The organism is Pseudoalteromonas sp. SWYJZ98, assembly GCF_015864495.1.
GTDB lineage: Bacteria > Pseudomonadota > Gammaproteobacteria > Enterobacterales > Alteromonadaceae > Pseudoalteromonas > Pseudoalteromonas distincta.
In genome coordinates, this window is the sequence record NZ_JADYXA010000027.1 from 13,899 (window position 1) to 39,612 (window position 25,714).

23 protein-coding genes are annotated in these 25,714 nt (G+C 38.3%); 4 read left to right on the plus strand and 19 right to left on the minus strand.

Translation table 11 applies throughout. The features are described from left to right. Window positions 1–65: 65 nt before the first annotated feature. The 3 genes from I6F10_RS14195 to I6F10_RS14205 all read right to left on the minus strand — a co-directional run bounded on the left by I6F10_RS14195 (window position 66) and on the right by I6F10_RS14205 (window position 3,345). On the minus strand, window positions 66–2,102 hold the full coding sequence (locus I6F10_RS14195; RefSeq protein ID WP_197099047.1) for an FUSC family protein: 2,037 nt from the start codon (window positions 2,100–2,102) through the stop codon (window positions 66–68). A 10-nt stretch (window positions 2,103–2,112) separates the two neighbouring features. Next, the gene (locus I6F10_RS14200) at window positions 2,113–2,973 is read right to left on the minus strand and encodes an efflux RND transporter periplasmic adaptor subunit (RefSeq protein ID WP_138489375.1); all 861 of its coding nucleotides are present in this window, start codon (window positions 2,971–2,973) and stop codon (window positions 2,113–2,115) included. Window positions 2,974–3,141: 168 nt separating this feature from the next. Then, window positions 3,142–3,345, minus strand: coding sequence for a DUF1656 domain-containing protein (locus tag I6F10_RS14205; RefSeq protein WP_002958577.1), 204 nt, complete (start codon window positions 3,343–3,345; stop codon window positions 3,142–3,144). Window positions 3,346–3,737: 392 nt separating this feature from the next. Between I6F10_RS14205 and I6F10_RS14210 the strand changes: the two genes are divergently transcribed. Genes I6F10_RS14210 through I6F10_RS14220 form a run of 3 tightly spaced genes read left to right on the plus strand, consistent with a single transcriptional unit; the run spans window position 3,738 to window position 6,264 of the window. Beyond that, window positions 3,738–4,847, plus strand: a complete 1,110-nt coding sequence (locus I6F10_RS14210) for a YjgN family protein (protein WP_002958576.1) — start codon at window positions 3,738–3,740, stop codon at window positions 4,845–4,847. Between the two features lie 9 nt (window positions 4,848–4,856). After that, window positions 4,857–5,879 carry a M48 family metallopeptidase gene (locus I6F10_RS14215; RefSeq protein WP_197099048.1) on the plus strand — a complete coding sequence of 341 codons (1,023 nt, stop codon included), beginning with the start codon at window positions 4,857–4,859 and terminating at the stop codon, window positions 5,877–5,879. Then, complete coding sequence (locus tag I6F10_RS14220) at window positions 5,866–6,264, plus strand: DoxX-like family protein (RefSeq protein ID WP_039489383.1); 399 nt, start codon at window positions 5,866–5,868, stop codon at window positions 6,262–6,264. Before I6F10_RS14215 ends, I6F10_RS14220 begins: the two co-directional genes overlap by 14 nt. Window positions 6,265–6,319: 55 nt before the next feature. Here the strand turns inward: I6F10_RS14220 and speB are convergent, their stop codons facing one another. From speB to I6F10_RS14250, 6 genes are all read right to left on the minus strand, one after another. Next, entirely contained in the window at window positions 6,320–7,243 is a 924-nt protein-coding gene (speB, locus tag I6F10_RS14225; protein ID WP_024597470.1) for an agmatinase, read from the minus strand. 3 nt (window positions 7,244–7,246) lie between these two features. After that, window positions 7,247–9,160 carry a biosynthetic arginine decarboxylase gene (speA, locus tag I6F10_RS14230; protein WP_002958572.1) on the minus strand — a complete coding sequence of 638 codons (1,914 nt, stop codon included), beginning with the start codon at window positions 9,158–9,160 and terminating at the stop codon, window positions 7,247–7,249. A gap of 535 nt (window positions 9,161–9,695) precedes the next feature. Then, entirely contained in the window at window positions 9,696–10,028 is a 333-nt protein-coding gene (locus I6F10_RS14235) for a YnfA family protein (RefSeq protein WP_007378102.1), read from the minus strand. A gap of 62 nt (window positions 10,029–10,090) precedes the next feature. After that, window positions 10,091–10,960: an MYG1 family protein gene (locus tag I6F10_RS14240; protein ID WP_197099049.1), complete on the minus strand. Its 870-nt coding sequence runs from the start codon at window positions 10,958–10,960 to the stop codon at window positions 10,091–10,093. Window positions 10,961–11,192: 232 nt separating this feature from the next. Beyond that, the gene (locus I6F10_RS14245; RefSeq protein WP_002958569.1) at window positions 11,193–11,654 is read right to left on the minus strand and encodes a GNAT family N-acetyltransferase; all 462 of its coding nucleotides are present in this window, start codon (window positions 11,652–11,654) and stop codon (window positions 11,193–11,195) included. A gap of 207 nt (window positions 11,655–11,861) precedes the next feature. Further along, a complete protein-coding gene (locus I6F10_RS14250) occupies window positions 11,862–14,114 on the minus strand; it encodes a sensor domain-containing phosphodiesterase (RefSeq protein ID WP_197099050.1) in 2,253 nt (750 codons plus the stop codon). Window positions 14,115–14,423: 309 nt separating this feature from the next. Here I6F10_RS14250 and cysZ point away from each other — a divergent pair, with 309 nt between their 5' ends. Then, window positions 14,424–15,134: a sulfate transporter CysZ gene (gene cysZ, locus I6F10_RS14255; protein ID WP_188085441.1), complete on the plus strand. Its 711-nt coding sequence runs from the start codon at window positions 14,424–14,426 to the stop codon at window positions 15,132–15,134. Between the two features lie 72 nt (window positions 15,135–15,206). On the opposite strand, the gene I6F10_RS14260 is transcribed toward cysZ, so the two are convergent. From I6F10_RS14260 to I6F10_RS14305, 10 genes are all read right to left on the minus strand, one after another. After that, window positions 15,207–15,728 (minus strand): hypothetical protein, encoded by a 522-nt coding sequence (locus tag I6F10_RS14260; RefSeq protein WP_197099051.1) that lies wholly within the window; start codon window positions 15,726–15,728, stop codon window positions 15,207–15,209. A 1-nt stretch (window position 15,729) separates the two neighbouring features. Next, the gene (locus tag I6F10_RS14265) at window positions 15,730–19,038 is read right to left on the minus strand and encodes a PKD domain-containing protein (protein WP_197099052.1); all 3,309 of its coding nucleotides are present in this window, start codon (window positions 19,036–19,038) and stop codon (window positions 15,730–15,732) included. A 16-nt stretch (window positions 19,039–19,054) separates the two neighbouring features. Further along, window positions 19,055–20,140 (minus strand): 23S rRNA (cytidine(2498)-2'-O)-methyltransferase RlmM, encoded by a 1,086-nt coding sequence (gene rlmM / locus I6F10_RS14270; RefSeq protein WP_024605425.1) that lies wholly within the window; start codon window positions 20,138–20,140, stop codon window positions 19,055–19,057. A gap of 17 nt (window positions 20,141–20,157) precedes the next feature. Next, window positions 20,158–20,526, minus strand: coding sequence for a DUF423 domain-containing protein (locus tag I6F10_RS14275; RefSeq protein ID WP_024595287.1), 369 nt, complete (start codon window positions 20,524–20,526; stop codon window positions 20,158–20,160). A 19-nt stretch (window positions 20,527–20,545) separates the two neighbouring features. Next, on the minus strand, window positions 20,546–21,181 hold the full coding sequence (locus tag I6F10_RS14280; RefSeq protein ID WP_197099053.1) for an alpha/beta family hydrolase: 636 nt from the start codon (window positions 21,179–21,181) through the stop codon (window positions 20,546–20,548). Window positions 21,182–21,183: 2 nt separating this feature from the next. Further along, a complete protein-coding gene (locus I6F10_RS14285; protein ID WP_024595289.1) occupies window positions 21,184–22,086 on the minus strand; it encodes a transcriptional regulator GcvA in 903 nt (300 codons plus the stop codon). 121 nt (window positions 22,087–22,207) lie between these two features. Then, complete coding sequence (gene kdsA, locus I6F10_RS14290) at window positions 22,208–23,062, minus strand: 3-deoxy-8-phosphooctulonate synthase (RefSeq protein ID WP_002958560.1); 855 nt, start codon at window positions 23,060–23,062, stop codon at window positions 22,208–22,210. Between the two features lie 9 nt (window positions 23,063–23,071). Continuing rightward, the gene (locus tag I6F10_RS14295; RefSeq protein ID WP_024595290.1) at window positions 23,072–24,325 is read right to left on the minus strand and encodes a DUF819 family protein; all 1,254 of its coding nucleotides are present in this window, start codon (window positions 24,323–24,325) and stop codon (window positions 23,072–23,074) included. A 14-nt stretch (window positions 24,326–24,339) separates the two neighbouring features. Further along, entirely contained in the window at window positions 24,340–25,167 is an 828-nt protein-coding gene (locus I6F10_RS14300; RefSeq protein ID WP_002958558.1) for a tetratricopeptide repeat protein, read from the minus strand. A gap of 149 nt (window positions 25,168–25,316) precedes the next feature. After that, window positions 25,317–25,691 (minus strand): SirB2 family protein, encoded by a 375-nt coding sequence (locus I6F10_RS14305; RefSeq protein ID WP_165743028.1) that lies wholly within the window; start codon window positions 25,689–25,691, stop codon window positions 25,317–25,319. Between the last annotated feature and the right edge of the window lie 23 nt (window positions 25,692–25,714).

Here is a 25,714-nt window from a genome sequence, read left to right on the forward strand (position 1 = left end):
AAAATTATCCAGCAAGTATAACAGATTTCGTTATAACATCTGAACTCGAAAAGCAGCGAATGGGGCTAATTTATCTTACTCGCACTTCTTTCAAAGGTCAGATTAATGCGAATAAACATGCCTTTTATTGCTTCTAATTGATTTGAATCGTCCACAGTCTGAGCCAATTCCCCATAAAGATTATCTGACGCTTGCTTAAACTTATTATTAAATTTGCCCTTGGTTGCCAACATAAATGCATCGGCTAATGTACGCTGCCACTCATTTAAATACTTTAGCTTTGTATTACCAGCCAAATTTTCACAAATTGAGTTTAATCGAACCGACGCATGCCCTAAATTTAGAGCGGTTAGTGCAAGATCAGTAATTACGCGTGAGTGTGAACCTTGATCGTAATTAGTTAGGCGAATTAACCTATCGGCCATGCGGCGGTTATACCAAATACTTGGGGTTGGATGGTTATTTATTTCGAGTAAATCTTTATAAGTAGCCTTAAAAACACGATGAACAAGTAATTGTACACTCGGGCCTGTGAATAACTGAAAAATCCAAAATAAAATACTCACCCCCGCAAAAATTGCCATTGCAGAGCTAAGTGTGTAATCGATTGAAAACGCAAGGCTCATATCGGTACTGGGTCTTACCAAAATCGTAAATGGGATACAAAACCCCAAGCCATATGGCAATGTTTGTTGATCAGCTAGCAGCAGTAAACCCAAAAAATAAGGCCCTGCTAATACAAGTAGCAATATTTCTAATTGCCCACCACTTTGTGATAATAAATTGAGTGCGTAAAAAATAGTTACAATAGCAGCAACCACCACGCCTACCAATAAACGCTTTATTACCACCTGTAAAATAGCTAACGGTATTCTCGCCAACATTATCGAAAATATGACCGGTAAAATCATAATTAATAATGCAGCAGAAGAACCTGTATTAATCCAAATAAATGCGCCGATAGAAAATACCAAAGCAGTTCTAAATCCAACAATAATGCCAGCTAATGGGTCGCGATATGTAAGCATACTGGGTGCATTTAATAATGTTTTATCACGCTCTTCTAACGCTCTGTATGCGCGTAGTAAAATTGTTAAGTCGGCTGCTACTTCTAAGCTCACATTGAGCATGTGAGATTCAAATGGCGAATCACACACCGTATTTGCTCTATAGTCGGTTAGCTCTTTACGCAGCGTTTTAACTTGTTCGGCGCAGTAATCAAAATCGTCAGACTCTTTAATTTGCGCAAATACGTGCTTAAGTTTACTTATTAATTTATCTAAAGTTGGTGTAATAAGGTCTTCGTGGTTTCGCTGTAGGCGGCCAATTATTTGAATTAAGGCCAATAAAGAAAGTACTTTTTGCGACAACTGATTTGCAGCACGCGAGCGCCCTGGACCTTTTGGTCCTTCGTACCTTACTGCGCTGGAATCTTCGTTTATTGATCCCAATGTTGCCATAATGCCATCTATTTGTTGATGGCGGTTTTCGTGAGAGCCCTTAGAATCAAGCTCAATAACTAAATAATGTAACGTTTGATTTATAACCGACCGCGCTTGTACTTGTAGTAAATGTTTAACCTTTACAGGCCAAAATAGATGACTCACAAGCCCAGCACATACAGACCCTATTATTATTTCGCTTACTCGCGCTTGTGCAATATCAAATATACTTTGGCTGCTCACCATTGCCGGAGTAACCATGACTAAAAGCACAATAATGGCGGCTGTTACACCTGCCATAGCAAACGCATAAACAAAGTTTGCTTGGCGTACCATTGCCGATAACGCAGAGTTTACCCCCAACCATAATGCCAGTGCACCGAGCGCTAAATAAGGGTAGAGAATTAACTGAGTTAAAAGCAATATGCCAAATAAACCGCCCACTATGGTGCCTATTATTTGGCAAATTGCTTTTTCAATAACCAATCCGCTTTGCGGGCGTAATTGCAAAAAAATAGCCGAGACTAACGCCCAATAAGGCCTTTCAAGATTAAGCGACATAGCAATAGTGAGCGCCATCACCATGGCTATAACGCCCTTAGTCGCAAAAATAATTGCCTGTTTGTTAGGAAAAAACAAATTTTGTAATACAACGCCCACTGTATTCCCCTTAACGTGTAGCGAGATGTATAGTGGCGGTCATTCCTGCGCTAAGCTGTGTATTTTCGGGCAACGAATCTAACTTAATATCAACAGGAATACGTTGCGATAAACGCACCCAATTAAATGTTTGTTGCACTTGCGGTAAAAGCTGACCGTTACTTTGTGTATTCGTATTTGCAATGGCTTTACCTACACTCACTACATGCCCTGTTAATTGCTTACCACCACTTAAAAGGGCTATTTTAGCTTTTTGATCAGGATAAATAAGCGGTATTTTACTCTCTTCAAAGTAACCCGTTACATAAAATGAATCTGACTGAACAATAGCAAAAACAGGTGTGCCTTGAGCAACATAGTTACCTTGGCGTAAATTCAAATTAATTATTTGCCCTGATGCAGGCGCAACAATTTTAGTTCTATCAACATTTAACTGCGCAATTGTTTGCTCTGTCTTGGCTAGGTTATAATTTGCCTCAGCAATTTTAGTATTAATACGTGTTGATTCTAGCGTTTCTTCACTAATTGCCTGTTGAGTGTTTAGCTCAACACGTCTTTCGTATTTGTGTTTGGCAAGCTCCCATGTATACAATGCGTTTTCTGTGTTTGCTTTACTTTTATCAAGCGCTGCTTGATAACGCTTTTTATCAACATTAAAAAGTACTTCGCCTTTTTGTACGTTTTGACCATCTTTAATATTTAAAGCAGTTACCCAACCCGACACGTCTGGAGCAACCGTGACAATATCGGCTCGAATACGCCCGTCACGCGTCCAAGGAGTATGCATGTAGTCAGTCCATACCCAACGCCCAGCAAAAACCGCAGCTATAACAACCAAGATAGTAAAAGTAATACGCAGATATTTAATCATTCAATTTATCTTCCACTTAGTAATACCAACCCGCAATAATACTTGAGTAATTTGAGGGCTTAAACCTGACGCTAACTGTGTTAAAAATTTCTGATATAGAAAAACTAAATAACGAAATTTTTGCCTTGTTATCGACACGGTTTTCTTGCCTCAAAATAGCTCAATTAATTAAACAGATTGGTATAAATAGACGGCGAGTGCCAAGTAACAAACAAATAGTGACACCTCAAACCAAGCCACTTTCCAAATACGGTCATGCCAATCTAGTCGATGCAAAACAAAACGAGTCAACGCCGTTAAAATAAATGCAATTGGGAAGTAAACAATCAGCGGGCTAAACTCTAATCCCCCTAACACGACTGCTTGAAACATAATAAATATCCTAATGTTATTTAAAGCGGTGATAAAAGCTGTAAAACCTAAATAAATTTACATCCGCACTACTCTTACAATCTATTATTTTGGCATATAAATCAATTAGCTTAATTGTACGTAAATGTGCTTAATACATAATTAATGCCATTACATTTAAGCAGCACTAACTATGTATAGTAGCTAAATCGCATATTAAAAAGCTAAAGACCCCAGTTACCAGCCAAATACATAAACCAGCGAGGTTTATTTATAAAAAAGTATTAGAGTATTCAACTTAATACTTTAAACGCCTATTTATAGCTGCTTGCAGAAGGGTTGGATAATTATAAACATTGAGTTTTGCACTAAAAATGGGTAAATTAACAAAAAAACAACATGGATATAATTTAATGGAATCAATACACCCTACCCCATCTGAAACAACCCCACCAATAAATGAGCCTGCTGAACCAATTTTTAGCGGAAAAGTGCAATTTAGTGGTAAAGGCGGTGAGTTTTTTGGAATTTGGATTGTAAATATATTACTTAGCGTTATTACGCTTGGCATATATTCAGCGTGGGCTAAAGTACGTACGCATCGCTATTTTTACGGCCACACCCGTATAGATGGTCATAGTTTTGACTACCTAGCAACACCAATACAAATTTTAAAAGGTCGGATTTTAGCGGTTGTTGTATTTTTTATTTATACATTTTCTATTAGCTTTATGCCTATTTTAGGCCTGTTTATTGCTCTTGGTTTTATCTTTTTAATGCCATGGATTATTAACCAAGGTTTACGTTTTAATCTGCGTATGACCCGCCATCGTAATGTTCGCTTTGCTTTTAAAGGCAGTTATGGCGAAGCCTTTGTTAACTTTATACTTTTACCTATTGCAAGCATATTTACGCTTTATTTATTAATGCCTTACGTTATAAAGCGTATTGATAGCTATATACATAGCAATATTAGTTATGGCGACAAACCGCTTACTGTAAATCTAAAAGGCGAGACCTATTACCTCACAGCGCTTATTTGCTTTGTAGTGAGCTCTATCACCATGGTGGTATTTATGGGGATTTTAGGATTATTTGGCCTCAACTTAGTAGATATTGAAAACCAACAAAATTTAGAAAACTCTGCAGCTATGGTTATGCTTCCTATCTTTATGATGATTGCCTATGTGCTAATGATTGCCATTGTTTCTGCTGTATGGCACGCCGCTATTAGAAATCACATTTTTGATAACAGCCATTTTGAAGGCGTTGCTACATTTAAATCAGAGCTAAAACCAATTCCTTTCGCTGTTTTACTATTAACTAATATGTTGGCTATTGTATTTTCTTTAGGGCTTGCATACCCATGGACAAAAGTACGTACATCAAAAATGCTCGCTGATGTAACTAACGTCACTATTTATCCTGGTGCATTAAACCTAATTGATACCGCGCAAGAACAGCAATCATCGTTTGCTGAAGAAGCTGCAAACGTATTTGATATTGACCTTTCTCTAACTTAAGAGCTCACTATGCATGTAAAGGGACATTTTTTCCCCATCGCATCGAGTAACTATCAAGTGTGTGTTGCAACTATTAGCGACACACACATTGACGTTATTAACGATGAACACGTTTTAGCTCGCCACGCAATCTCAACCCTTAAATTAAGCTCGGGGATGGCAGGACTTGCCGACGAACTAAACTTTGAAGATGGCAGTCGTTTTATTCCTCAAGATGTAAGTTACAGATGGCCATTTAAAGAAAATAACCATCACATAATGGAGCGCCTTGAAAAAAGTAAATGGGCAATTTTAGCCGCAGTAATATTTACACCGCTTTTTATGTGGTTAGTACTTTATAAAGCGGTACCGGCCATTGCTGTTTACAGTGTTGATACCCTGCCACGTAATGTTGTAGAACAAATGGGGGAGCAAAGTTTTACACTAATTAAAAAGATTGCGCTTGACCCAAGTGAGCTGCCCGCAGAGCAGCAAACTAAAGTACAAGCACATTTTACAAATATGCTTAATGCGTTATCGCTTGATCAATCGGTTTATAGATTATCGTTTTATAAATCAGACAGCTTTGGTGCTAACGCGTTTGCACTACCCCATGGCCGTATCGTGGTCACCGATGATTTAGCAAATTTACTTGCCGATAAACCCAATGCACTAAAAGCGGTATTGCTACACGAAATGGGCCATGTAGTCCACCAGCATAGCGTACGCATTACAGCACAATCTGCCGCAAGTACTATTGTGTTAGCGGTTGTATTTGGTGATTTAGAGGGGGTTGCCGAAGTAGCGTTAGGTACGGGTGCATCGTTTGCTCAGCAAGGGTTTTCACGTGACATGGAGCGTGAGGCCGATAGCTTTGCACTCACCCAATTAGAATCGCTTGGGTATTCGAGTAATGACTTTGCTGATGCAATAGAGGCCCTACAAGAAAGCCATACCAGCGAAAACGAACACCTAGAAAAAGTAAATGACTTATTAGAGTACTTATCTAGCCACCCAAGTGCACAAGAGCGTATTGACAATGCTAGGAAATAATCGCGGTTATATTCAACTTGCTCGCTACATAGTGAGTTTAAGTTGGATATACCACGGCTTTTTTCCAAAGCTTTATCACGTAGCTCCACTTGAAAAATTAATGACTGGCAGTGCTGGTTTTTCAGCCGAAGTGTCTGACTTAATTACACGTTCGGCGGGTGTTGGCGAAATTATATTTGGCTTGTGTTTATTTGTGTTTTATAAACATAAGCATTTGGTAGCTTTAAATATATTGGCGCTTATGGGGCTTTTACTTGCTGTAGTTGTAATGCAGCCACAATTGCTTATTGAAGCATTTAACCCTGTAACTACTAACCTGCCTCTTATTGGGCTAAGCGTTATTTGGTTAAAAGAAATTAAGCAGTTGAATAATCGATACCTCTAAATAAAAAAAGGGTATGCAAGCGCATACCCTTTTTTGTAGTACTTAAGTTATATAATTAGTACTTATTTTTATGCGTCCACAAATGCAGTAATTCGCTCGCAATGGTTGCTGCGGCAATAGCGGTAAGCTCACTTTGGTCGTACGAAGGTGATACTTCTACCACATCCATACCTACCATGTTTATGCCTTTAAGCGCACGCAGTACTTTAAGTACTTTATCTGACGTTAAACCACCACACACAGGAGTGCCTGTACCAGGCGCAAACGCAGGATCTAAACAATCTATATCAAACGTTAAGTAAACAGGTAGGTCTCCTACTCGCTCAAGTATTTGCGCTGCAATATCATTAGCATGTAAATCGTTGGCTTGCATTGCATCAATCACAGCAAACTCATGTTTACTTTGATCAAAGTCTGTACGGATACCTATTTGTATACTGTGCTCAACATCAATCAGCCCTTCCATGGGTGCATGATAAAACATAGTGCCGTGATCAAAGCGCGAGCCATTGCTATAGGTATCGGTGTGCGCATCAAAATGCACTAACGCCATTTTGCCATGTATTTTTGCATGAGCACGTAATAGCGGAAGCGTTACAAAGTGATCGCCCCCTAAACCTAATAGTGTTTTACCTTGGCGAAGTATTTGATCAGCAGCCATTTCTAGTTGCGCAGTAAAATACTCAGGATCCCCGACAGGGTAAGTAAAGTCCCCTGCATCTGCCACTTTTAAGCGCTCAAACAACGGGAAAGTCCACGGATATTTAGTGTCTTCCCATGCTAAATGAACCGATGCACGACGAATTGCATCAGGGCCTAAGCGCGCACCAGGGCGGCCCGAGGTCGCTAAATCAAATGGTAAGCCTAAAACCACTACGTCTGCATCAATTGCATTAATGTTTTGCACCATAGGACGACGTAAAAACGTCATCCCATTTGAGTACAATGAGTGATCTGCGTGACCAAACAAAGTTGACATTGCTTATAACTCTTCTAAATAAGTGTAGCCATCAAGGCCGCTTTGCAACTCGTCTAAAACGCTTTGCTGTTCGTGTTTTTCAATTTTAGTGCTTACTAACTGCTCGTATGATTGCTGAAAACTTTCAACATCTAAATGTACATAGCGCATCATATCGGCAACAGTGTCACCTTGGTTTATCTCGGTAATACTTGCAACGCCTTGCTCATCCATATTAACAATTGCGCTGTGCGTATCACCAAACAAGTTATGCATATCACCTAAAATTTCTTGATAAGCACCCACTAAGAAAAAGCCCATTAAATAAGGTTTATCAGCACTAAACTCTGGCACTGGTAGTGTGCTTTCAATACCTTGTCCATCTACGTAATGCTCAAGTGCGCCGTCTGAATCACAGGTTATATCAAGTAATACGGCACGTTTTTTTGGCGCTTCAGTTAAGCCACTTAATGGCAATACCGGAAACACTTGATCAATGCCCCATGCATCTGGAAGCGATTGAAATAACGAGAAGTTTACAAAAAACTTATCGGCTAAACGTACGTTTAACTCGTCAATAATAGGACGATGAAAACGGTTTTTATTATCCATGTGTTTGTTAAGTTCATAACAAATACGGATATTAATTTGTTCAGCCCATGCACGTTGCGATAAATCAAGTAACCCGAGTGCAAATTGGTTATGCGCTTCAGCTAAGTCACCTTGGCTATCGTGATAAATTTCAATTAATGCACGGTCATCCGTTAAATCAGTTAACTGTACAAACGATGCCCACATGTTTTTTAATAACAGGGGTGCATCTGCCGCTGGCGCTACTAACTCTTCTGGCGTGTAACTTTCAGTACCAATAACATTAGAAATAAGCACAGCATGATGCGCCGTAAGCGCACGACCCGACTCAGAAATAATAGTCGGCATTGGTTGCTCATATTGCTTACATGTATCACCAATGGTGTACACAATGTTATTCGCATATTCAGCTAAACTGTAATTCATAGAGTTATGCGACTGGCTACGCGTGCCGTCGTAATCAACAGCTAAACCACCGCCTACATCAAGACAATCAATTTCTGCGCCTAATTTACGTAGCTCACAATAAAAACGCGCAGCTTCGCTTACACCTAAACGTACATCACGAATGTTCGCCATTTGTGACCCTAAGTGAAAATGCACAAGCTGCAATAAATCAAGCTGGTTTGCGCCTTTTAAACGATTAACTACATGTAAAACTTGCGATGCAGATAAACCAAATTTTGATTTTTCGCCGCCACTCGCTTGCCACTTACCTTTACCTTGCGACGCTAAACGTACACGAATACCAATGCGTGGTTTTACGTTAAGCTCTTTTGCTTGGCTAAGTACCATGTCTAGCTCAGAAAGCTTTTCAAGTACGATATACACTTTATGACCTAGCTTTTCGCCAATAAGTGCTAAACGTACGTACTCTTTATCTTTGTAGCCGTTACATACAATAACGGCGCTGGTTTTTTCAGCCAGTGCTAGTACCGTTAGTAATTCAGGCTTGCTGCCGGCTTCTAAACCAAGTTGCTTTTTTTCTACTTGTGCTTGGCTTGCTACTATTTCTTCAACCACTTCACGTTGTTGGTTTACTTTTATTGGGTAAACTAATAGGTAGTCTTTAGGGTAACCATAGTTTTCAATCGCAGTATTAAATGCGCCGCATAAGCTGTGTACACGATGGTGTAAAATTTGCGGAAAACGAACTAAGGCAGGTAAGCTTAAACCTTTATCTTGTAGTTGCTTTGCGATATCTGTTAGTGCAATGGTTTGCTCTGGGGCATGAGCCTTGGGCGCAACATACACATCACCTTGATCATTAATACCAAAAAAACCTTGGCTCCAATGACGAACATTGTAGCTCGTACGAGCTTGTTCTAGTGATGTTGTCTCTTTCATTTATCTTTCTCTTTTATTTAATTAATGCCGACTCGGCTAGTGCCGCGCATTAAAAGAAAAATAGAGATTCAAGTCCAACAAGTATTTTTACTCGTAACGAGTGATTTTTGATGTTAAAAAAATAACCAAACAACTATTGCCCGCTAGCATATATAAAACAGGACTTTGATGATTATTAAAGATAAGAAAAGTTATAAAAAATGGCTGTTTTTAAATGACTCATTATAAATTTTATTAGCAAAAATGAATTAGCTCATTCAATAAAATTCATCTTGAGTTACTTTGTTTATAAAATTTACTTTTGATGGATTAGAGCAAGGCGTTCTCAACACCTCAATTACTCACAGTTGAGCCAACGTGTTGTGGCCAAGTAATACCTATGTATTCTGCAAAGTGAATAAAAACTGCACGTCAAAAACGCGCAGCATACATCCACCAGCTTCAATCATGACTTGGCGCATATGGAGCGTTAGGTATTGAAAGTGGGAAATTGCAGTAATGTATAGGCGAATTCGATTAATTAAGTATAAGCTAGCTATGCACTTTTTGGGGCGAACATAATTATTGCCATACCTAGCAGTGCAACTAGACCACCGATAATATCCCACATAGTAAGCTTTACGCCATCTACAACCCATAACCATAATAGCGCAACGCAAATATATACGCCGCCATAAGCTGCATACACACGCCCGGCAGCAGTAGGATGTAAAGATAGCAACCATGCAAATAGTGCCAAACTTAACGCTGCAGGAATTAAAAGTAAAATGCTCTTATCTTGTTTAAGCCAAAGGTAGGGCAAATAGCAACCCACTATTTCTGCTAAGGCTGTAATAGTAAAAAGTGCGATTGTTTTTAATTCAAACATAATGCTCCGCGCAAAAATAACAAGCATAACAATCAATACAAATTGTTATGCTTAGTGTGTTGTTATTCGCTAAGCGCCATAGTGGCAAGTTTCATTGTGCTTTCAAACGACTTAGTGCCGGCTATAAATAAACCATTATGGCAAAACACTGCGTCATCAATACCTGTTTCATCTACGAACGCTTGATCAGATAAACCAGACCATGCTTTAGGAAGCGGTTTTCTATCTTCAAACGAGCCAGGCTCAACGGGTACTGTTTGTAATATCCATTGCCCAGAATGCGATGGGTAAACCATGTATAGCGCCTCACTTGATAAAATATGCACTGTTTTTTTCCACGGTGTGTACTTTTCAAGCACTATTACTCTGGCATCGTCTGCATTTTCAATTGCTTTGGCGACAATCTCTTTTGCATTAACACTACCGTGAGCTGAGGCGATAAAACGAATGAGCATACGTGCTGCAAATTCAACGGCTTCATCAAAGCAGGTATCAAAGTTACTTTCTTCTTCCCATGTAGGGTTAAACATTGAAATTGTTTGGCTCAAGCTTATCCCTTTTGATACACCTTCAACATGACCACAATCAATGGCGTCAATAGTTGAAACTAAGCCTGAATCCACTCTATCAGCAGCGGCCTGGTTATCATCACACAGTGCTAAGCCGTATTTTTTCCACACTAAACCAAATGATGAAAAAGGAATGCCATTTTCTCGCTCGCCTGCACCACCACGTTGATGATGATCAAAGCGATTAGTTTCAGGGTCGTATTCCCCACCTACATCTATTACGTAGTCGGCACTTTCTATAAGCGCTTTATCGCGTGTGCGTACCAATTTAAACGTTGGCAAAACATGTTTAAGTACCGCAATACTAAAAACGTCATCTGCATGAAAATTACCATTGTGGGTTACTACTGTTATTTCGCTCATTTGTTTATTGCTACTTTTAGAAAAGATAAAAATTCTCGCTTTGTAAGTTAGTCACTAATTATCGAGGCAGATTTTATACGAAGACAGGTGTTAAAAACAGTGAAGTATTTTTGCATCACTATAAAAGCTGCTTTTATAGTTACTAGTTTGAGTATGACTTTTATTACAAGATAATAATGAAGGCAGATATTTACGACACATTAAGCTTTAACATGTCGCAGCGTTAATGAACTTATTTACTAAGCCCTAATTCCATAAAAACACTTTGTGGATTATCTACATATGAGCCAAAACTGCTACAGCGTTTAAAGCCTAAATTTTCATATAAATTGATTGATTTTATTTGTTTTGGGCCTGTTTCTAAGCGTATTAACGGGATTTGTTTTTCGCCAGCTTGATGCAATAAAATCTGCATAATACGTCTTGATAGCCCTTTACCACGATGACTTGGTTTTACATATAAACGTCTTATTTCGCCATAAGGCTGGGTATCAAATTTCTCTACAATCGCACCGCAGGCAATAATACCTTCTTCAGTTTTTAAACCAATAGCGTACACATTAGGTAAGGTTAATTCGTTTAACTCCAGAGACTGTGCGGTAGCAACAGGATATAAAGAGTTTATAAGCCGGTCTATATCATCAAATACATTTACCACGTCGGGATCATTCGGGTTCAAATCGACTAACTGCATAAAGCTTCCATTCATTGTTATAAGTTTATTAAGCTTTAAATAATATATTTAAGCGGTCATAGCTTAGCATTGTTTAATTAAAAAATCTTTACTCCTTATTTAGCATATGGGTTATGACATTTCACCAGCTAAAAGAGAAAAAGTGGCCTAGCAAGTGTGTAAATTTTGCTAAATTATTACTAATTAATAAATAGTAGTGTTCAAGTATTATTGCGCATTGGTATTAGCGCTATGCCATTTTGCATAGCCTTCTTTATCCATCGGCCTTGCAATTAAGTAGCCTTGCATGGCGTCAATATTCATTTTTTTAAGTAAGTCATATTGTTCTGTTGTTTCTACGCCCTCAGCAACTACCTCTAAGTTTAAGCTTTTTCCTAGGCTGATAATTGTTTGCGCAATATTAAAGCCAACCGTGCTATCTAAAATTTTATCAATAAAGCTTTTATCTATTTTTAATTCTTTAACAGGAAACGCACTTAAGTACGCTAAGCAGGAGTAACCGGTTCCAAAATCATCAATCGAAAATAAAAAGCCAGCGGCAATGAGTTCTTTCATTTGCCTAATTGTATAATCTATATCGCTTGAGAGCATTGACTCAGTTATTTCTAACTTAATTTGCTGTGCCCGAATATCAAATTTATTGATAGTGCTAAACAGCTCTCCTTTTAAATTTGATGAATTAAACTGGCTTTGACTAATATTAATTGAAACACTAAACGAGTCGTCAATTATGTTATCTGCTTTAAGTTCGTTTATTAAAATACATATATCATGTAAAACAATATTTTGTAGTTTTTGAATAAGCCCGTATTGCTCTGCAATTGGTATAAATTCGTTTGCCGCTATTAACCCTTTTTGAGGATGGTTCCACCTAATGAGTGCTTCAGCACCAATAACATCACCATACGTATTTACCTGAGGCTGAAAATAAGCACAAAACTCATCAGATGCAATCGCTCTGACTATATCGGTTTCTAGTTCAGTTTGTTTTTCAAGCAGTGTTTGTAAGGCTGGATCGTAAAAGCTACTGCTATTCCCCCCTTTATTTTTAGAACGATACATAGCCGTGTCTGCAAATTTTAATATATTGCCTGCCTGCGCATTTACGCTATCAATTAGACAAATACCTATGCTGCAGCTTACTTGAAATGCAAGGTTGCCCACTTCAAATTTATCATGAAAAGCTCTTTGGATCTCTTTGGCTACTGTTTTGCACTCGATGCTCGCCTGCTGTGTATTTTCTCCAACGTGTTTTAGTAAAATAATAAACTCATCGCCACCCGCTCTGGCCAACGTATCAGAGCCTTTTATTATTGCGCTTAACCTTTTTGATAATTCTACAAGTACTTCATCACCCGCACTGTGCCCAAGTGAATCATTAATACGCTTAAAATTATCTAGGTCTAAAAATAATAACGCCCCTATATTTTTATCACGCTTAACACTCTCCACACACATGCTTAATTTGTCGCTAAGCATTCTTCTATTTGGAAGATTCGTTAATGGGTCGTAAAAGGCAAGCTTATGTACTTCTTGTTCGGCCTTTTTCTTTATTGAAATATCTCTGGCCATCCATACTACGTGCCTTTTTGTAGGACTATTGGGGTGGTAATGATCTAATGCAGCAGCCCTGCCTTCAAAAACTATATTGCCCTTTGGTACAGCTAATTCATATTCAAAAATTTGCGTCTCGTTAGTCGAGAGTGTTTTTTTTATAACGTCCATTATCATTTGTGCATCGTCTTGGGAGAGCAGGTCCTTAACACTTTGACCAATAAGGTCCTTGCTTGAATCAAGCAGTAACTCATTAGAGGTACCATACACATCGGTATAAATTCCCTCTTCACTTAAAATAAGGATGAGATCGGGCATTACCTTAGTGAAGGCTTTAAACTTTTCATTACTTTGCTGTAAATTCGCGAGAAGCTGTTTTGCTTTGTTAAATTCGTTACTTTTTTCAAGAGCGATACTAGAAAAGTGTACAAAAAAATCAATTAACTCTAAATCTTGCTTTGATGGTGATTTAGGGGTGCCGTGATAGATAGCAAAGGTGCCTAATAAATCGGCTTGAGTTGAAAAAATAGGCGTTGACCAACATGACTTAAGATCAAACTTTAGCGCTAAATCTTTAAAGTCCTCCCACAGCGGTGAAGTTTCGATATTTTCAACAATAGTGCGCGATTTCGAAAATGCTGCAGTACCACATGAGCCCACTTTTGGCCCTATAAAGACTCCATTCAGTAAACTACAGTACTCTGGGTGAATATTAGGGGCTGCGCAATGAAAAAGCTGTTGGCCTTTAGCTGATAAGATGGAACACCTAGCGGATTCATCATCAATAATCTGCTCGATTGATAAACAAATTTCAGTAAGCACCTCACTTAAAGGTACCCCTAATGCAATTTTGGATAAAATGCCTTGCTGGTGAGATAATAACTTTTTTAACCTATCCGTACCCATTTTCCTTTACCCGTATTATTTATACACATTGAAACAACAAAAGCTTTAAGTAAGCGCTTTTTTCTTACGCAGTAAAGTTCATTATAGTCATGATTAGTAAGTTTTTTATTTTATTGGTAAAAATAATCGGGCCTGTCTTAAATAATCATAGTTGCGTATTACTGAACACCTATTGTTACTATATAAACAAAATCACAATATTAAAGCTAACACTTTGTTACTTAAAAGTACTGTTCAAAATTATTAAGCTATTTATACTATAAGTAATGGTAAATATTTTTTGAGGTTACAGTGCAGATCACACAAGGTATGGAATACTTTTTTTCGGGGTTTAAATTAATTAGCCAAAAAGGGCTAAAGCGTTTTGTCCTTATTCCGTTATTAATTAATATTTTGCTATTTGGTAGCTCGCTGTTTTTTTTATTTGGCTGGTTAAGTGATAGTTTTAGCTACATTAACAACATGCTCCCCGAGTGGTTAAGCTGGTTAGAGTGGCTAATGTGGCCTATTGCAGTATTAGTTGTTTTGTTTAGCTATAGTATGCTCTTTACAGTTATCACTAATTTTATTGCAGCCCCTTTCAATGCGCTCTTGAGTGAAAAAGTTGAGCTTTACCTAACAGGTCAAAAAATTAACGATGACGGCTTTGCCGAACTAGTTAAAGATATACCTCGCATGCTTGCCCGTGAGTGGACAAAACTATGCTACTACCTTCCTCGCGCAATTGGTTTTTTTATATTGTTATGGGTTTTACCGGTTATTGGTCAAATACTATGGGTGTTGTTTACTTGTTGGATGTACGCAGTTCAATACGAAGACTATGCGTTTGATAACCATAAAATTGACTTTAAGCAAATGAAAGACGATTTAAAATCTAAGCAAGGTTTATCATACGGATTTGGTTTTGCTGTTATGTTGTTAACTGCTATCCCTTTTATAAACTTAATAGTTATGCCAGTCGCAGTGTGCGGCGCAACACGTTTATGGGTAGATAACTATCGTCCAAAATATCGCAGTTAATTAAAAGGTTGCTAACTTTTTTAATATCCGAAGGACACCGCACCCTAGATTAAAAAGCACCTAAGGTGCTTTTTAATCTATTTTTAAAGCAATAAACTCAAGCGATGCACGCCTTGGTAATGCATTGCTTTGTTTATCTACTTCTTCAAATTTTTTAATCAAAATACTAAAGCGCTGATTATTAATATTAACGGCTGTAACTTCACCAATTTTTATACTGTAGTTTTGCTGCTGATCAAACAGCTTTAGTATTTGACCTTTTACACGCTCTACGTATAAATAAGGTGTTTGGTCTGGCATCTTTAAACGAATGACATTGATTTTACTTAGTTCATGTACCGCGACCCAATTCTGACTCTGCATTAACGTATTATAACGACTAATACCTTCAGGCTGATAAACAACATCTTGGCTTATAACGCATGTATTACAGTCCTTTACTGATTCAATTCGCCAGTCAATAGCTGTATTTTTATAATACAAATTATCATTTTTTAGTAACCACTCACGTGCATTGTTAGTATCGCTACACGCTATTAGTAAGCTAAAAAAACTACTCAAGATAATAAACTTAGTGCTGAGCATCGGCTTCATACTATTGCCCTTTAATTGCTTTTAACTCAGCAATAATTGCACTACTTGGCTGTGCTTCTTTTATATAACTGGGCAGCGTTTCAATATTAGTAGGCGAGCTTTGTAAATTACGCACCTTACTGTTATTTGTATTTGGCACGCCAAATCGATTACCTGCACTTTGCATATAAAACTGTAAATTAAGCATGCTCCACTCATCTACATCACTCAGTATTGATATTGTATTATCTTGGTTAGTATCAAAGCTGGTTAAGCTTTCGGTGTTAATTGCATTACAATTAAAATCAACTGGTAGTGAGCTATTTCTATTTAACCCCTGTACTTCAAGTATGGTGCTTTCATTTAAATCTGCTGAACTACCATTTGAATAATCAATAATAAAATCATCTGTAGAGCCTAAATGACTATTAGTATTTGGTGCAATATCGCAACTAGCATTGCCTGGGTAAAAACGCTCATAGTAGCGATCGCCTTCGTTATTACCTATTGTTGATAAACCCGCTAATTGATATAAATAATTCATAGAGCTTAAATGATTAGGCTTAAAATTAACTTCTTCATCACCGCCATGGTATAAACCTAAGTTATGACCTAACTCATGAAATATTGTTGATGCTTGATAATTATAAGTTACATTGGTTGCTACTTGCGTATCAAGCGTTAAACCCCAGCCTCCCATAGTTACCATTAAATCATTACCGCTTATCTCAGCAATACCCGACCCACTAATACTACCGTCTTCGTTACCACTACTTGCCATTAATAAATAATGGAAAATGGGCCTGCGAGTTATATCGCTAAATTCCATTTTATAAGCAAATAAATTAGGGCTACTTAAATCGTATTCAAACGGGGTATAGCTGTTAAAAGGGACAAGATTTCCGCCACCTAAATCAAAGTTTTGCGGTGCTGTATTTGTATTTTGATCAAACAAATCACCTACGTCAAAGTGGACTGTATAGCCTTTTCCTGCAAAAACAGTGGCTACTTTTTCAAGTGCAGTTCGATGTGGAGTAATACCTACATCAGTGCTGTCCATATAATCAACTTCAATAAATATATCTTTTTGTGAGGTACGCGCCCCCCACTCATAAAGTGGTAAACCCGCTAATGTTGTACCCTGTTGCTCAGCGCAATCAGGAATACCATCCTCATCATCATCTATTGTGCAATTTATATTGTTTGGCCCAGCGGGTGTGTTAAACACAGAATAACTCCAATCAGTACTTTGATTAGTGTCTGTCGCATTAAGCTCGCGCTTTAAGCTGCCTCCTTGCTCGGAGATGATTTGCTCTGCGTTACCACCTTGCCATTGTGATGGCGTTACTGGTTCTTGTACTGAGTTACCAAATTTTACAAAGTCGATTGTTTGTGTACCTGCACTATTAAGTAATTCTACGAAACCGTTTATGTACCAATAAGGTCTAATTTCATCACTAGCATTACCCACAAGCGCTATTTTAGGGTTGTTAACTGATGCATTGACTAAAAAATCATCTCCAAACTTGCTTTGTAAAATAAGGTACTCACCATTTTCAAGCTCTTTATTGGGCAGTGAAAAAGTTGTCTGCGCACTAGTCGAGCTATTAATCATATTAATACTGCGGGTTTTAAGCGAATAACTCTGTAAGTTTACAGCAGCCCCTGTGCCGTTATAAATTTCAATCCAAGGTAAGTCGTTACTAAATTGCACAGAAGAAACTTCAGTTATTTTTATATCTTGGCTAGAGGTAGTAAAAGAAGTAGCGGTTTGCGTTTCAATGGCCGTATCATCAAAATTAGTTAAATCAGCTGTAACACGGACGATATATTGGCTATCTTCATTAAAGCTTGCGCTTACATTTACAGTATGAAAATAAGTACTTGTGTCACTAGTAGTACCCGACAAACTTTCAATATTTAAGGCCAAGCAAGTAGTAAAATTATCTGCCGACACTTGTACACTTCCTGTACAAGCACCACTACTAGAATTAACGGCTAAAGTGCTCGTTAGCATAATATCTGAAAACGTAATACTAACAGGGCTATCTACAAGAACTGGGTCATTATTACTTTGGGGTGTTACATTACTAATTGTAGCGGGCGTTGAATCAACCACCGTAATATTCAGGGTAAATTCGGTTGTGTCTTTTGAATCAGACGCAGTTAACGTATAGCTTTGTGAAGTGATACTGTTTGCAGGAGGTGTGTAGCTAAAAAGTAAGGCTTGTGCATCAATAACACTAATTTGTGCACCATTTAAATCATCCCCAAAATCAATCTGAACGGTATCGTTATCAGCATCGCTAACCACTAAACTAAATTCTGTGGCTTGATTATATTGCGCGCTAATACTTACATCATCTGCAGTTGGTGGATTATTTGGTGCTAATACTACAACTGTTTTTTGAGCGCTATTTGTAGCGTTATCGTCATCGGTTACAGTAACCACAAATGTAACATTGGTATTTTGTGCAACAGTGGGCGCATTAAAGCTAATGCTTGTTTGTGTTTGAGTAAGTTCAACTACAGGACCACTTATTTGCTGCCAAGTTATGCTATTAATACTACCATCGCTGTCTTGTGCATCTGCAACTAAGATTACACTGTCACCTTTATCAGCTTCTTCGGGGCCTGTAACAATGACTGTTGGCGCGCTATTTACTTGATTAATTAAAACCGTTTTACTCGCTTGAGCACTTTTACCTGCATTGTCAGTTACGGTTACGCTAAAACCTAGCGTTGTATTTTCAGATACATTAGGGGCGGTAAAACTAAGGACTCCATCAGTTTGTGAAAACTCAACATTGTCCCCAGCAGACTGAATCCAATTAATATTACTTATAGTGCCATCTGTATCTTGAGCGTTAGCAACTAAACTAACTAGTGTGCTGGCAAGTGCGCTACTTGGGCCTGTTATATTAACTGTAGGAGCATTATTTTGAGAGGTGATAGTGCCTGAAAAAACTTGTTGTGCAGTAGCACCTGAGTTGTCAGTAACTGTAACCGAAAAGCTAAAGGTCGTATCGGTTGTTACACTAGGTGCAGTGGCTGTAAGCGTGTTACCGTTAGAGGTAAACGTAAACTCGGGCCCGCTAAGTTGTTGCCATTGATAGCTGGCAATTTGTCCGTCGCTATCACTTGCAAGCGCTGTAATAGTAAATGATTGATTAGAAGTAATAACGTTACTGCTAACCGAAAGCGTAACACTGGGCGCAGCGTTACCAGGGGCCGTAGTTGTATCACTACCTTCGCCTCCCCCGCCACAACCTGTGATTAAAAGTGATAAAAAAAGTAAACTTAACCATTTATTAATATTGTTTTTTACCACTTTTAGCCTCTACATATTAACTATACAAATTTTGTGGCACCTTAGTAACGTTTAAATGAACGGTTATTTCCTCACGATCATGATATAGATGTTTAGCTTGCAACTCGTAATTGATACCTTGTTTCTCAAGCTCTTTTCTGATCATCGAAAGACATTCATAAACACTATCAAAGCGTTTTTTCATAGGCAGCTTTAAGTTAAATATAAACTCTTTTGCGTATGCATTTACTGCCCAGTCAATCATTAGCGTAGTCACTTTGGTCGGTTTTTCCACCATATCGCACACTAACCAAGTAATATTTCTTTTTTCTGGGCGATATTTAAAACCGTCGGCTCTAAAATGTTTAACTTGCCCAGTTTGCATTAAATCGTCATTCATTGGGCCGTTATCAATCGCACTTACAAACATACCACGGCGTACAAGCTGATAAGTCCAACCACCAGGGCATGCACCTAAATCAACACTGCGCATACCGGCAGCTACGCGTGACTCGCGTTGTTGCTCAGGTATAAATACGTTAAATGCTTCATCGAGTTTTAACGTTGAGCGACTCGGTGCATCGCTTGGCATACGAAGGCGCAAAATACCCATGAAAAATGGAGAATTATTAAAGCTATACGAGTAACCAACATAAGCCGTATTGTTTGTTAAAAACATGACATGCATTACTGGGCGATTTGCTTTTGGCTCACGTAGTACAGTATTTTGTTTTTCGAGGGCTTTTTTAAGCGGTGTTGAGATTTTTTTACAGAACGTTAAAAGCTCTTTACCTTCGTTTGTGTCTGGCGTTTCAACGCGCAGTTCTGAGCATAATGTAAAATCTTTAGCAGCTTCAACTACTGCGCTCACACGGTCCTCTACTGGCATGTTTTCAAGTAATGTGCCGGCAAACCATTGACGTGCAAACACCATGTTTTTAAAATCAACTTTTTTGATTATTTCGTCGCTGTGATGCGCTTCAAAACATTCGTAAACAACATAACCTGTATTTGGTTTTGCTTTTACATACCCTGCAAAGCCTTGCTCTGCAGCATGAAACGTTATTTCAGCAGCGGCATCGTTTTCAAAACCACTACGACAAAAAATCACAACACTAGACATATTAACCCTTAAACTCTTTAAAACTTAAATCGTGCAACTTGCACTAAAATAACAATCCAACCAATAATAAAGCACAACCCACCAAGCGGTGTTATAGGCCCAAGCCACTTCATTCCTGTTAGAGCGAGTAAATATAAACTACCACTAAAAAGTAGTGTGCCCATTATAAAAAAGCCACCAGCCCAACTCAGGTTTATGCCCCATTTAATTAAAATAGCCACCGCAATAAGTGCAAGCCCATGCACCATTTGATATTCAGCAGCCGTTTTAAAAACGCCTAATGAATACTCCGATAAGCGGCTTTTTAAACCATGGGCAGCAAATGCACCTAACATCACCGAAAGCATACAAAAAATACTACCGGTCATTAAAAATAATTTAATCATCTAACCCCCTGCTCGAGTCTTAACGTATCTCAATTTGTTGCTTAATAAATTCAACGGCACTTAACGCTGCTGTTTCTCTATTTTGCAGTTCAGTTACGCCACTTTTTTTACGTGGTTTTAATGAGTGATCGCCATCACTCAGCCAAGTAAACAAAGGCTGCTTTGGCATTTTCATAGTAAGAAGTTCTTCACGTGTACCAAATGTATCTCGCTCGCCCTGTAATACCAAAAAAGGGCAAACAATATCAGCAAAATGATCGGTGCGTAATTTTTCTGGCTTACCAGGCGGATGAAATGGATAACCAAATGCTATAGCACCTGAAAGGCTTTGCTCTGTACTACATGCAAGCATTGATGCCATGCGACCGCCCATCGATTTACCCCCTATAAACAACGGTAAATCTGGCTGCGCATTCGTTAGCACTCGTTCATAATAAATAAGTAACTTTGGTGCTCGCTCAGGAGGCCTGCGTTTATTAGTTTGTTTAGCGATTTGCATATATTCAAAATCAAATAAACCAACATCAACACCCTGCTCACTTATTAATTTTGCCATGTGCTGCATAAAGTCAGAATCGCTACCAGCACCTGCGCCATGTGCAAATATAAACTGTGCTATTGCAGGTTGCTCCGTGCTTTTAAACCATTCAATCATTATTAATACTCATGTTCTTGCTCATGCTCTACTAAGCTCAGCATCCACTCTTTAAACGAAACTATTTTACCAAGCTCTGTTTGCGACTCACGAAGCACTAAGTAATACGCATTTTTACTCTCTAGGCTATGATTAAACGGAATTACCAAACGCCCTGCGTCTATGTCGGGTTTAGCTAATACACTATTGCCAATTGCCACACCTTGTCCATGTACCGCTGCTTGTAACACCATAGAAGAGTGGCTAAATATAGGCCCTTGATTTACCTGGATGTTACGCACGCCTGCGGTTTTCATCCACGTTTTCCAGTTTTTACGTGTAGTGTCGTGTAATAGTGTGTGATGCGCTAAATCACTAGGTTGATCAAGCGGCTTTACCCCGCTTAATAACATAGGACTACAAAGTGGTACTAAATATTCGGTATGAAGCTTGTACGCTTGTACGCCATTCCAATGACCCCTTCCATAATAAATAGCAATATCTACGTCATCAGTGAGTGAGTTTTCATCTTGGTCTTGTGCTTTTATTCGCACATCTATCTCTGGATGTAACTCATTAAACAAACTCAAACGAGGCACTAACCACTGAATAGCAAAACTAGGGGTTAGGCTTACCGTTAGTGAGCCCTTAGCGCCACGAGCTAATAGCTTTTCAGTTGCATCAATAAGCTGAGTAAAAATCTCTTTAATATCTAAAAAATAGCCTTGGCCTTCTTCAGTTAATAATAAAGAGCGGTTTTTACGTAAAAACAACTTCAGCCCTAGATGCTCTTCAAGTGTTTTTATTTGATGACTTACTGCCGCCTGCGTTACATAAAGCTCTTCAGCAGCTTTTGTAAAACTTAAATGGCGTGCAGCCGCTTCAAAGGCTTTTAATGCGTTTAATGGAGGTACCCGTCTTGACATAATAACCAAGCTTAGAATTAGTTTTTCTTATGCGTGAGATTATATACATCATATAAGTTTGTGTATATTAAAGGCATAAAAAAAGCGACCTGAGTCGCTTTTTAATAAACATCATGCTTAATTATAAATCGCTTGCACTTGTATCAAGTGGGGCAAAACTTTTAATTAAATCATCAACCGCTTTCATTTGCGTTAAGTACCCTTCTAACTTGCTAAGCGCTAGCGCACATGGGCCATCACATTTAGCTTCGTTAGGATTTGGATGCGCTTCAATAAATAAACCAGCAATACCCAACGCCATACCACTGCGCGCAAGCTCTGCAGCTTGTGCACGACGACCATCAGCAGAGTCAGCTCGTCCACCAGGGCGTTGTAGCGCATGTGTTGCATCAAAAATAACAGGTGCCATTGCCTTCATGTCATCCATACCCAGCATATCAACCACAAGGTTGTTGTAACCAAAGCTAGAACCACGCTCACAAAGAGCTACGTTGTTATTACCAGCTTCATTAAATTTAGTAATGATATGACGCATTTCATGTGGCGCTAAAAACTGTGGTTTTTTCACATTAATAATTGCACCTGTTTTAGCCATCGCCACAACTAAATCTGTTTGACGCGCTAAAAAAGCAGGTAACTGAATTACATCAACAACTTCTGCAACAGGTGCAGCTTGATGCGGTTCATGTACGTCAGTAATTAGTGGAATTTTAAACGTGTTTTTAATTTCTTCGAATATTTTTAAACCTTCTTCCATACCTGGACCGCGGTACGAATTGATTGAAGAGCGATTAGCTTTATCAAATGAGGCCTTAAATACATAAGGAATATTTAGTTTCGTCGTAACTTCTACGTAATGCTCTGCAACACGCATTGCTAAATCGCGAGATTCTAATACGTTAATACCACCAAACAATACAAACGGTTTGTTGTTTGCAAGTTCAATTTCATTAATTTTAATAATTTGGTCTTTCATTTAAATTCCTTAAGGTGCAACTGCTTGCATCATTAATCCACAAATATAAGCCATATAAGTACCCACACCGTAGCCTAGTACAGCTAACAAAACACCAACAGGCGCTAATGACGGATGAAACGCTGATGCTACAACAGGTGCTGACGCTGCGCCGCCCACATTAGCCTGAGAACCCACTGCCATATAAAATAACGGTGCTTTAATCAGTTTAGCCACAATTAACATAATGCTTGCATGCACTAACATCCAAATTGCACCCACTAAAAATAGCCCAGGGTTATTGAAAATAGCGGTTACATTCATGTGTAAACCAATCGATGCAACCAAAATATATAAAAAGCTAGAAGCTACTTTTGAAGCGCCAAACGCTTCTATTTGCCTCACTTTAGTAAACGATAAGCCTATACCAATCGTTGTTGATATAACAATTAGCCAAAAGAATTTACTGTTTAAGCTGTATTCTTTTGCCCATTCATAAGTAGTGCCAAAGTACGGCCCCAAAAAGTCAGCGCAAAAGTGTGCTAAGCCAGTTATACCAAATGCAATTGCAATCAGCGTCATGTAATCATTAAGAGTTGGGATGCGTGCATGTTCTGCGTGATATTCTTCCACACGCTTTTTCAAATCTTCAATTGCGCTTGTATCAGCACCCGTCGCTGCATCAATCTTTTTATGATTTGCTGCCATTAACAATAAAACAGCCATCCAAATATTAGCGACAATTACATCTACTGTAATCATTACTGAGAATATATCACCACCAACTTCAAACATTTCTTTCATTGATGCTTGGTTAGCACCGCCGCCAATCCAGCTACCTGCAACAGTTGTCATACCGCGCCATACGGCATCTGGGCCATGCCCACCAACAATACTTGGGTCAAATGCACTCACCACTAAAATAGCTAATGGCCCACCAATAACAATGCCTAAAGTACCCACTAAAAACATAATAAGTGCTTTAGGGCCTAAGTTAATAATCGCTTTTAAATCAATACTAATGGTAAGTAGTATCAAACAGGCTGGTAGTAAGTAGCGCGAAGCCACATAATAAACATTAGATTTATTACCATCTACAATACCAAAGGTATTTAATAACGAAGGTAAAAAGTAACACAGTAATAAAGCAGGTACGTATTTATAAAATCGTTTTAAAGCTGGACGCTCACTGTTTGAGGTTTTAAAAATAAACCCCAAAATAATAGCAAGCAAACCAAGCACAACGGCATCATTTGTAATTAATGCGCTTTGAGTTTCAACCATAATTATTCCTATTCTTAATGGTGCGTTTTATTATTATCTTCTAGTTCTTCTATTTGGTGTTGAATAATCTCTATTGCAGGATCGTCCGGACACTCATCTACAAAAAACTGTAAATCATCACGTGCCATTTTAGGGCAACCGAGCTGATTTAATAAGTAACCTCTGTCGCGTCTCTCATACGGGTCGTCGCCTATTAACTCCATTAGCATCTCTACACAGGTTAAAGCATGACCAAATTTATTTTCGCTAATGAAAGACCATTTTTGCTGAGCTAAAAATAACTTATATACTTCGTCATCAAAAATCAGTTCTAGTGGCTCTTGCTCTTGACCATCATCTTCATCTGCGTTTTCAGGGATAATATACCAACTTTGTTGTCCACTGCTTGGCTCTATTATGTAGCCTTCTTCGTCACTAATCGCCACATGTACGCCAACATCACCTTGGGTAAGACTAAGGTTCGCGTCACAGTTAGCTTGTTGTAAAAAATGACAAAGTATAATTGCCAGTGTTGTAGGTGAACCACTGCGCATAGAAAGCGTATAGCTTAATGTATTTAATTTATATTCAGGCACTTTTAAACCTGATGCACTAAATAGCCAATCACTGTAAAACATATCTAATAACTTTTCGAGGCGATCGTGCTCATCACTCACTTTTAAACACAGCGCTGAAATTTGCTGTTCAAAGTCAGTTAAAGTTTCATAACATGGTGTTAAATCTATCTGAGGGTCCCACTTTGACTCTGCTTTAATACAGCGGTAAATCGCTGGAGGTGTAAATTCATCGTAAGCATCATCAAGATAAGATTCATCGTGTTCGTCAAACCCGAGGGTAGTCATTAATACTGCAACATTTTAGAAAACGAAGGCGTAGTTTACCTAACTTTAAAGCTATATACCAATATAGAGGTGTATTTGAATATTTTCTGAGAGGGAGTTGTATTTGAGCTTTACAAAACAACTATAAAGCTCAAATAGTCAGATATTACTTAAAGCAAAAAAGCTGATTTAGACGTCGCTAAATAACCTATCGCTAAAATAACAGCGGTGTTAACTAAAACGTAAGCAACTTTCGCCGTCATTTTAGTTTGTCGGGCGCTTTTAGCCCCAATACCGATGTATATAACCACTAAAATTATTTTTTCTAATAGCCAATATTGTTCAAACGGATTAATTTTAGCCATAAATATAAGCGTAAGTGCAGACACTAATAACAAAGTATCTATACTGTGACTACCAATCATTACCGCTTTATTTTTTGCTAATTTACCACTGCCCATTCGCGAAAAAGCGCGAACATAAAATAATATTACACTTAACATCGCAATTGCCATGTGCGAGTGCTTTACTGCTAAATAATCCATATGCCCCTGTACTTCTGTTTTAT

Bases quoted from the DNA above. Each gene is read 5' to 3' on its own strand.
- I6F10_RS14275 (WP_024595287.1), bottom strand. From the start codon at position 20,526: ATGATTAAATTATTTTTAATGACCGGTAGTATTTTTTGTATGCTTTCG.
- I6F10_RS14300 (WP_002958558.1), bottom strand. From the start codon at position 25,167: ATGACTACCCTCGGGTTTGACGAACACGATGAATCTTATCTTGATGAT.
- rlmM (WP_024605425.1), bottom strand. From the start codon at position 20,140: ATGTCTAGTGTTGTGATTTTTTGTCGTAGTGGTTTTGAAAACGATGCC.
- kdsA (WP_002958560.1), bottom strand. From the start codon at position 23,062: ATGAAAGACCAAATTATTAAAATTAATGAAATTGAACTTGCAAACAAC.
- I6F10_RS14220 (WP_039489383.1), top strand. From the start codon at position 5,866: ATGCTAGGAAATAATCGCGGTTATATTCAACTTGCTCGCTACATAGTG.
- I6F10_RS14285 (WP_024595289.1), bottom strand. From the start codon at position 22,086: ATGTCAAGACGGGTACCTCCATTAAACGCATTAAAAGCCTTTGAAGCG.
- I6F10_RS14210 (WP_002958576.1), top strand. From the start codon at position 3,738: ATGGAATCAATACACCCTACCCCATCTGAAACAACCCCACCAATAAAT.
- speB (WP_024597470.1), bottom strand. From the start codon at position 7,243: ATGTCAACTTTGTTTGGTCACGCAGATCACTCATTGTACTCAAATGGG.
- I6F10_RS14215 (WP_197099048.1), top strand. From the start codon at position 4,857: ATGCATGTAAAGGGACATTTTTTCCCCATCGCATCGAGTAACTATCAA.
- cysZ (WP_188085441.1), top strand. From the start codon at position 14,424: ATGGAATACTTTTTTTCGGGGTTTAAATTAATTAGCCAAAAAGGGCTA.
- speA (WP_002958572.1), bottom strand. From the start codon at position 9,160: ATGAAAGAGACAACATCACTAGAACAAGCTCGTACGAGCTACAATGTT.
- I6F10_RS14250 (WP_197099050.1), bottom strand. From the start codon at position 14,114: ATGGGTACGGATAGGTTAAAAAAGTTATTATCTCACCAGCAAGGCATT.
- I6F10_RS14235 (WP_007378102.1), bottom strand. From the start codon at position 10,028: ATGTTTGAATTAAAAACAATCGCACTTTTTACTATTACAGCCTTAGCA.
- I6F10_RS14295 (WP_024595290.1), bottom strand. From the start codon at position 24,325: ATGGTTGAAACTCAAAGCGCATTAATTACAAATGATGCCGTTGTGCTT.
- I6F10_RS14260 (WP_197099051.1), bottom strand. From the start codon at position 15,728: ATGAAGCCGATGCTCAGCACTAAGTTTATTATCTTGAGTAGTTTTTTT.
- I6F10_RS14200 (WP_138489375.1), bottom strand. From the start codon at position 2,973: ATGATTAAATATCTGCGTATTACTTTTACTATCTTGGTTGTTATAGCT.
- I6F10_RS14245 (WP_002958569.1), bottom strand. From the start codon at position 11,654: ATGCAGTTAGTCGATTTGAACCCGAATGATCCCGACGTGGTAAATGTA.
- I6F10_RS14280 (WP_197099053.1), bottom strand. From the start codon at position 21,181: ATGATTGAATGGTTTAAAAGCACGGAGCAACCTGCAATAGCACAGTTT.
- I6F10_RS14240 (WP_197099049.1), bottom strand. From the start codon at position 10,960: ATGAGCGAAATAACAGTAGTAACCCACAATGGTAATTTTCATGCAGAT.
- I6F10_RS14305 (WP_165743028.1), bottom strand. From the start codon at position 25,691: ATGGATTATTTAGCAGTAAAGCACTCGCACATGGCAATTGCGATGTTA.
- I6F10_RS14205 (WP_002958577.1), bottom strand. From the start codon at position 3,345: ATGTTTCAAGCAGTCGTGTTAGGGGGATTAGAGTTTAGCCCGCTGATT.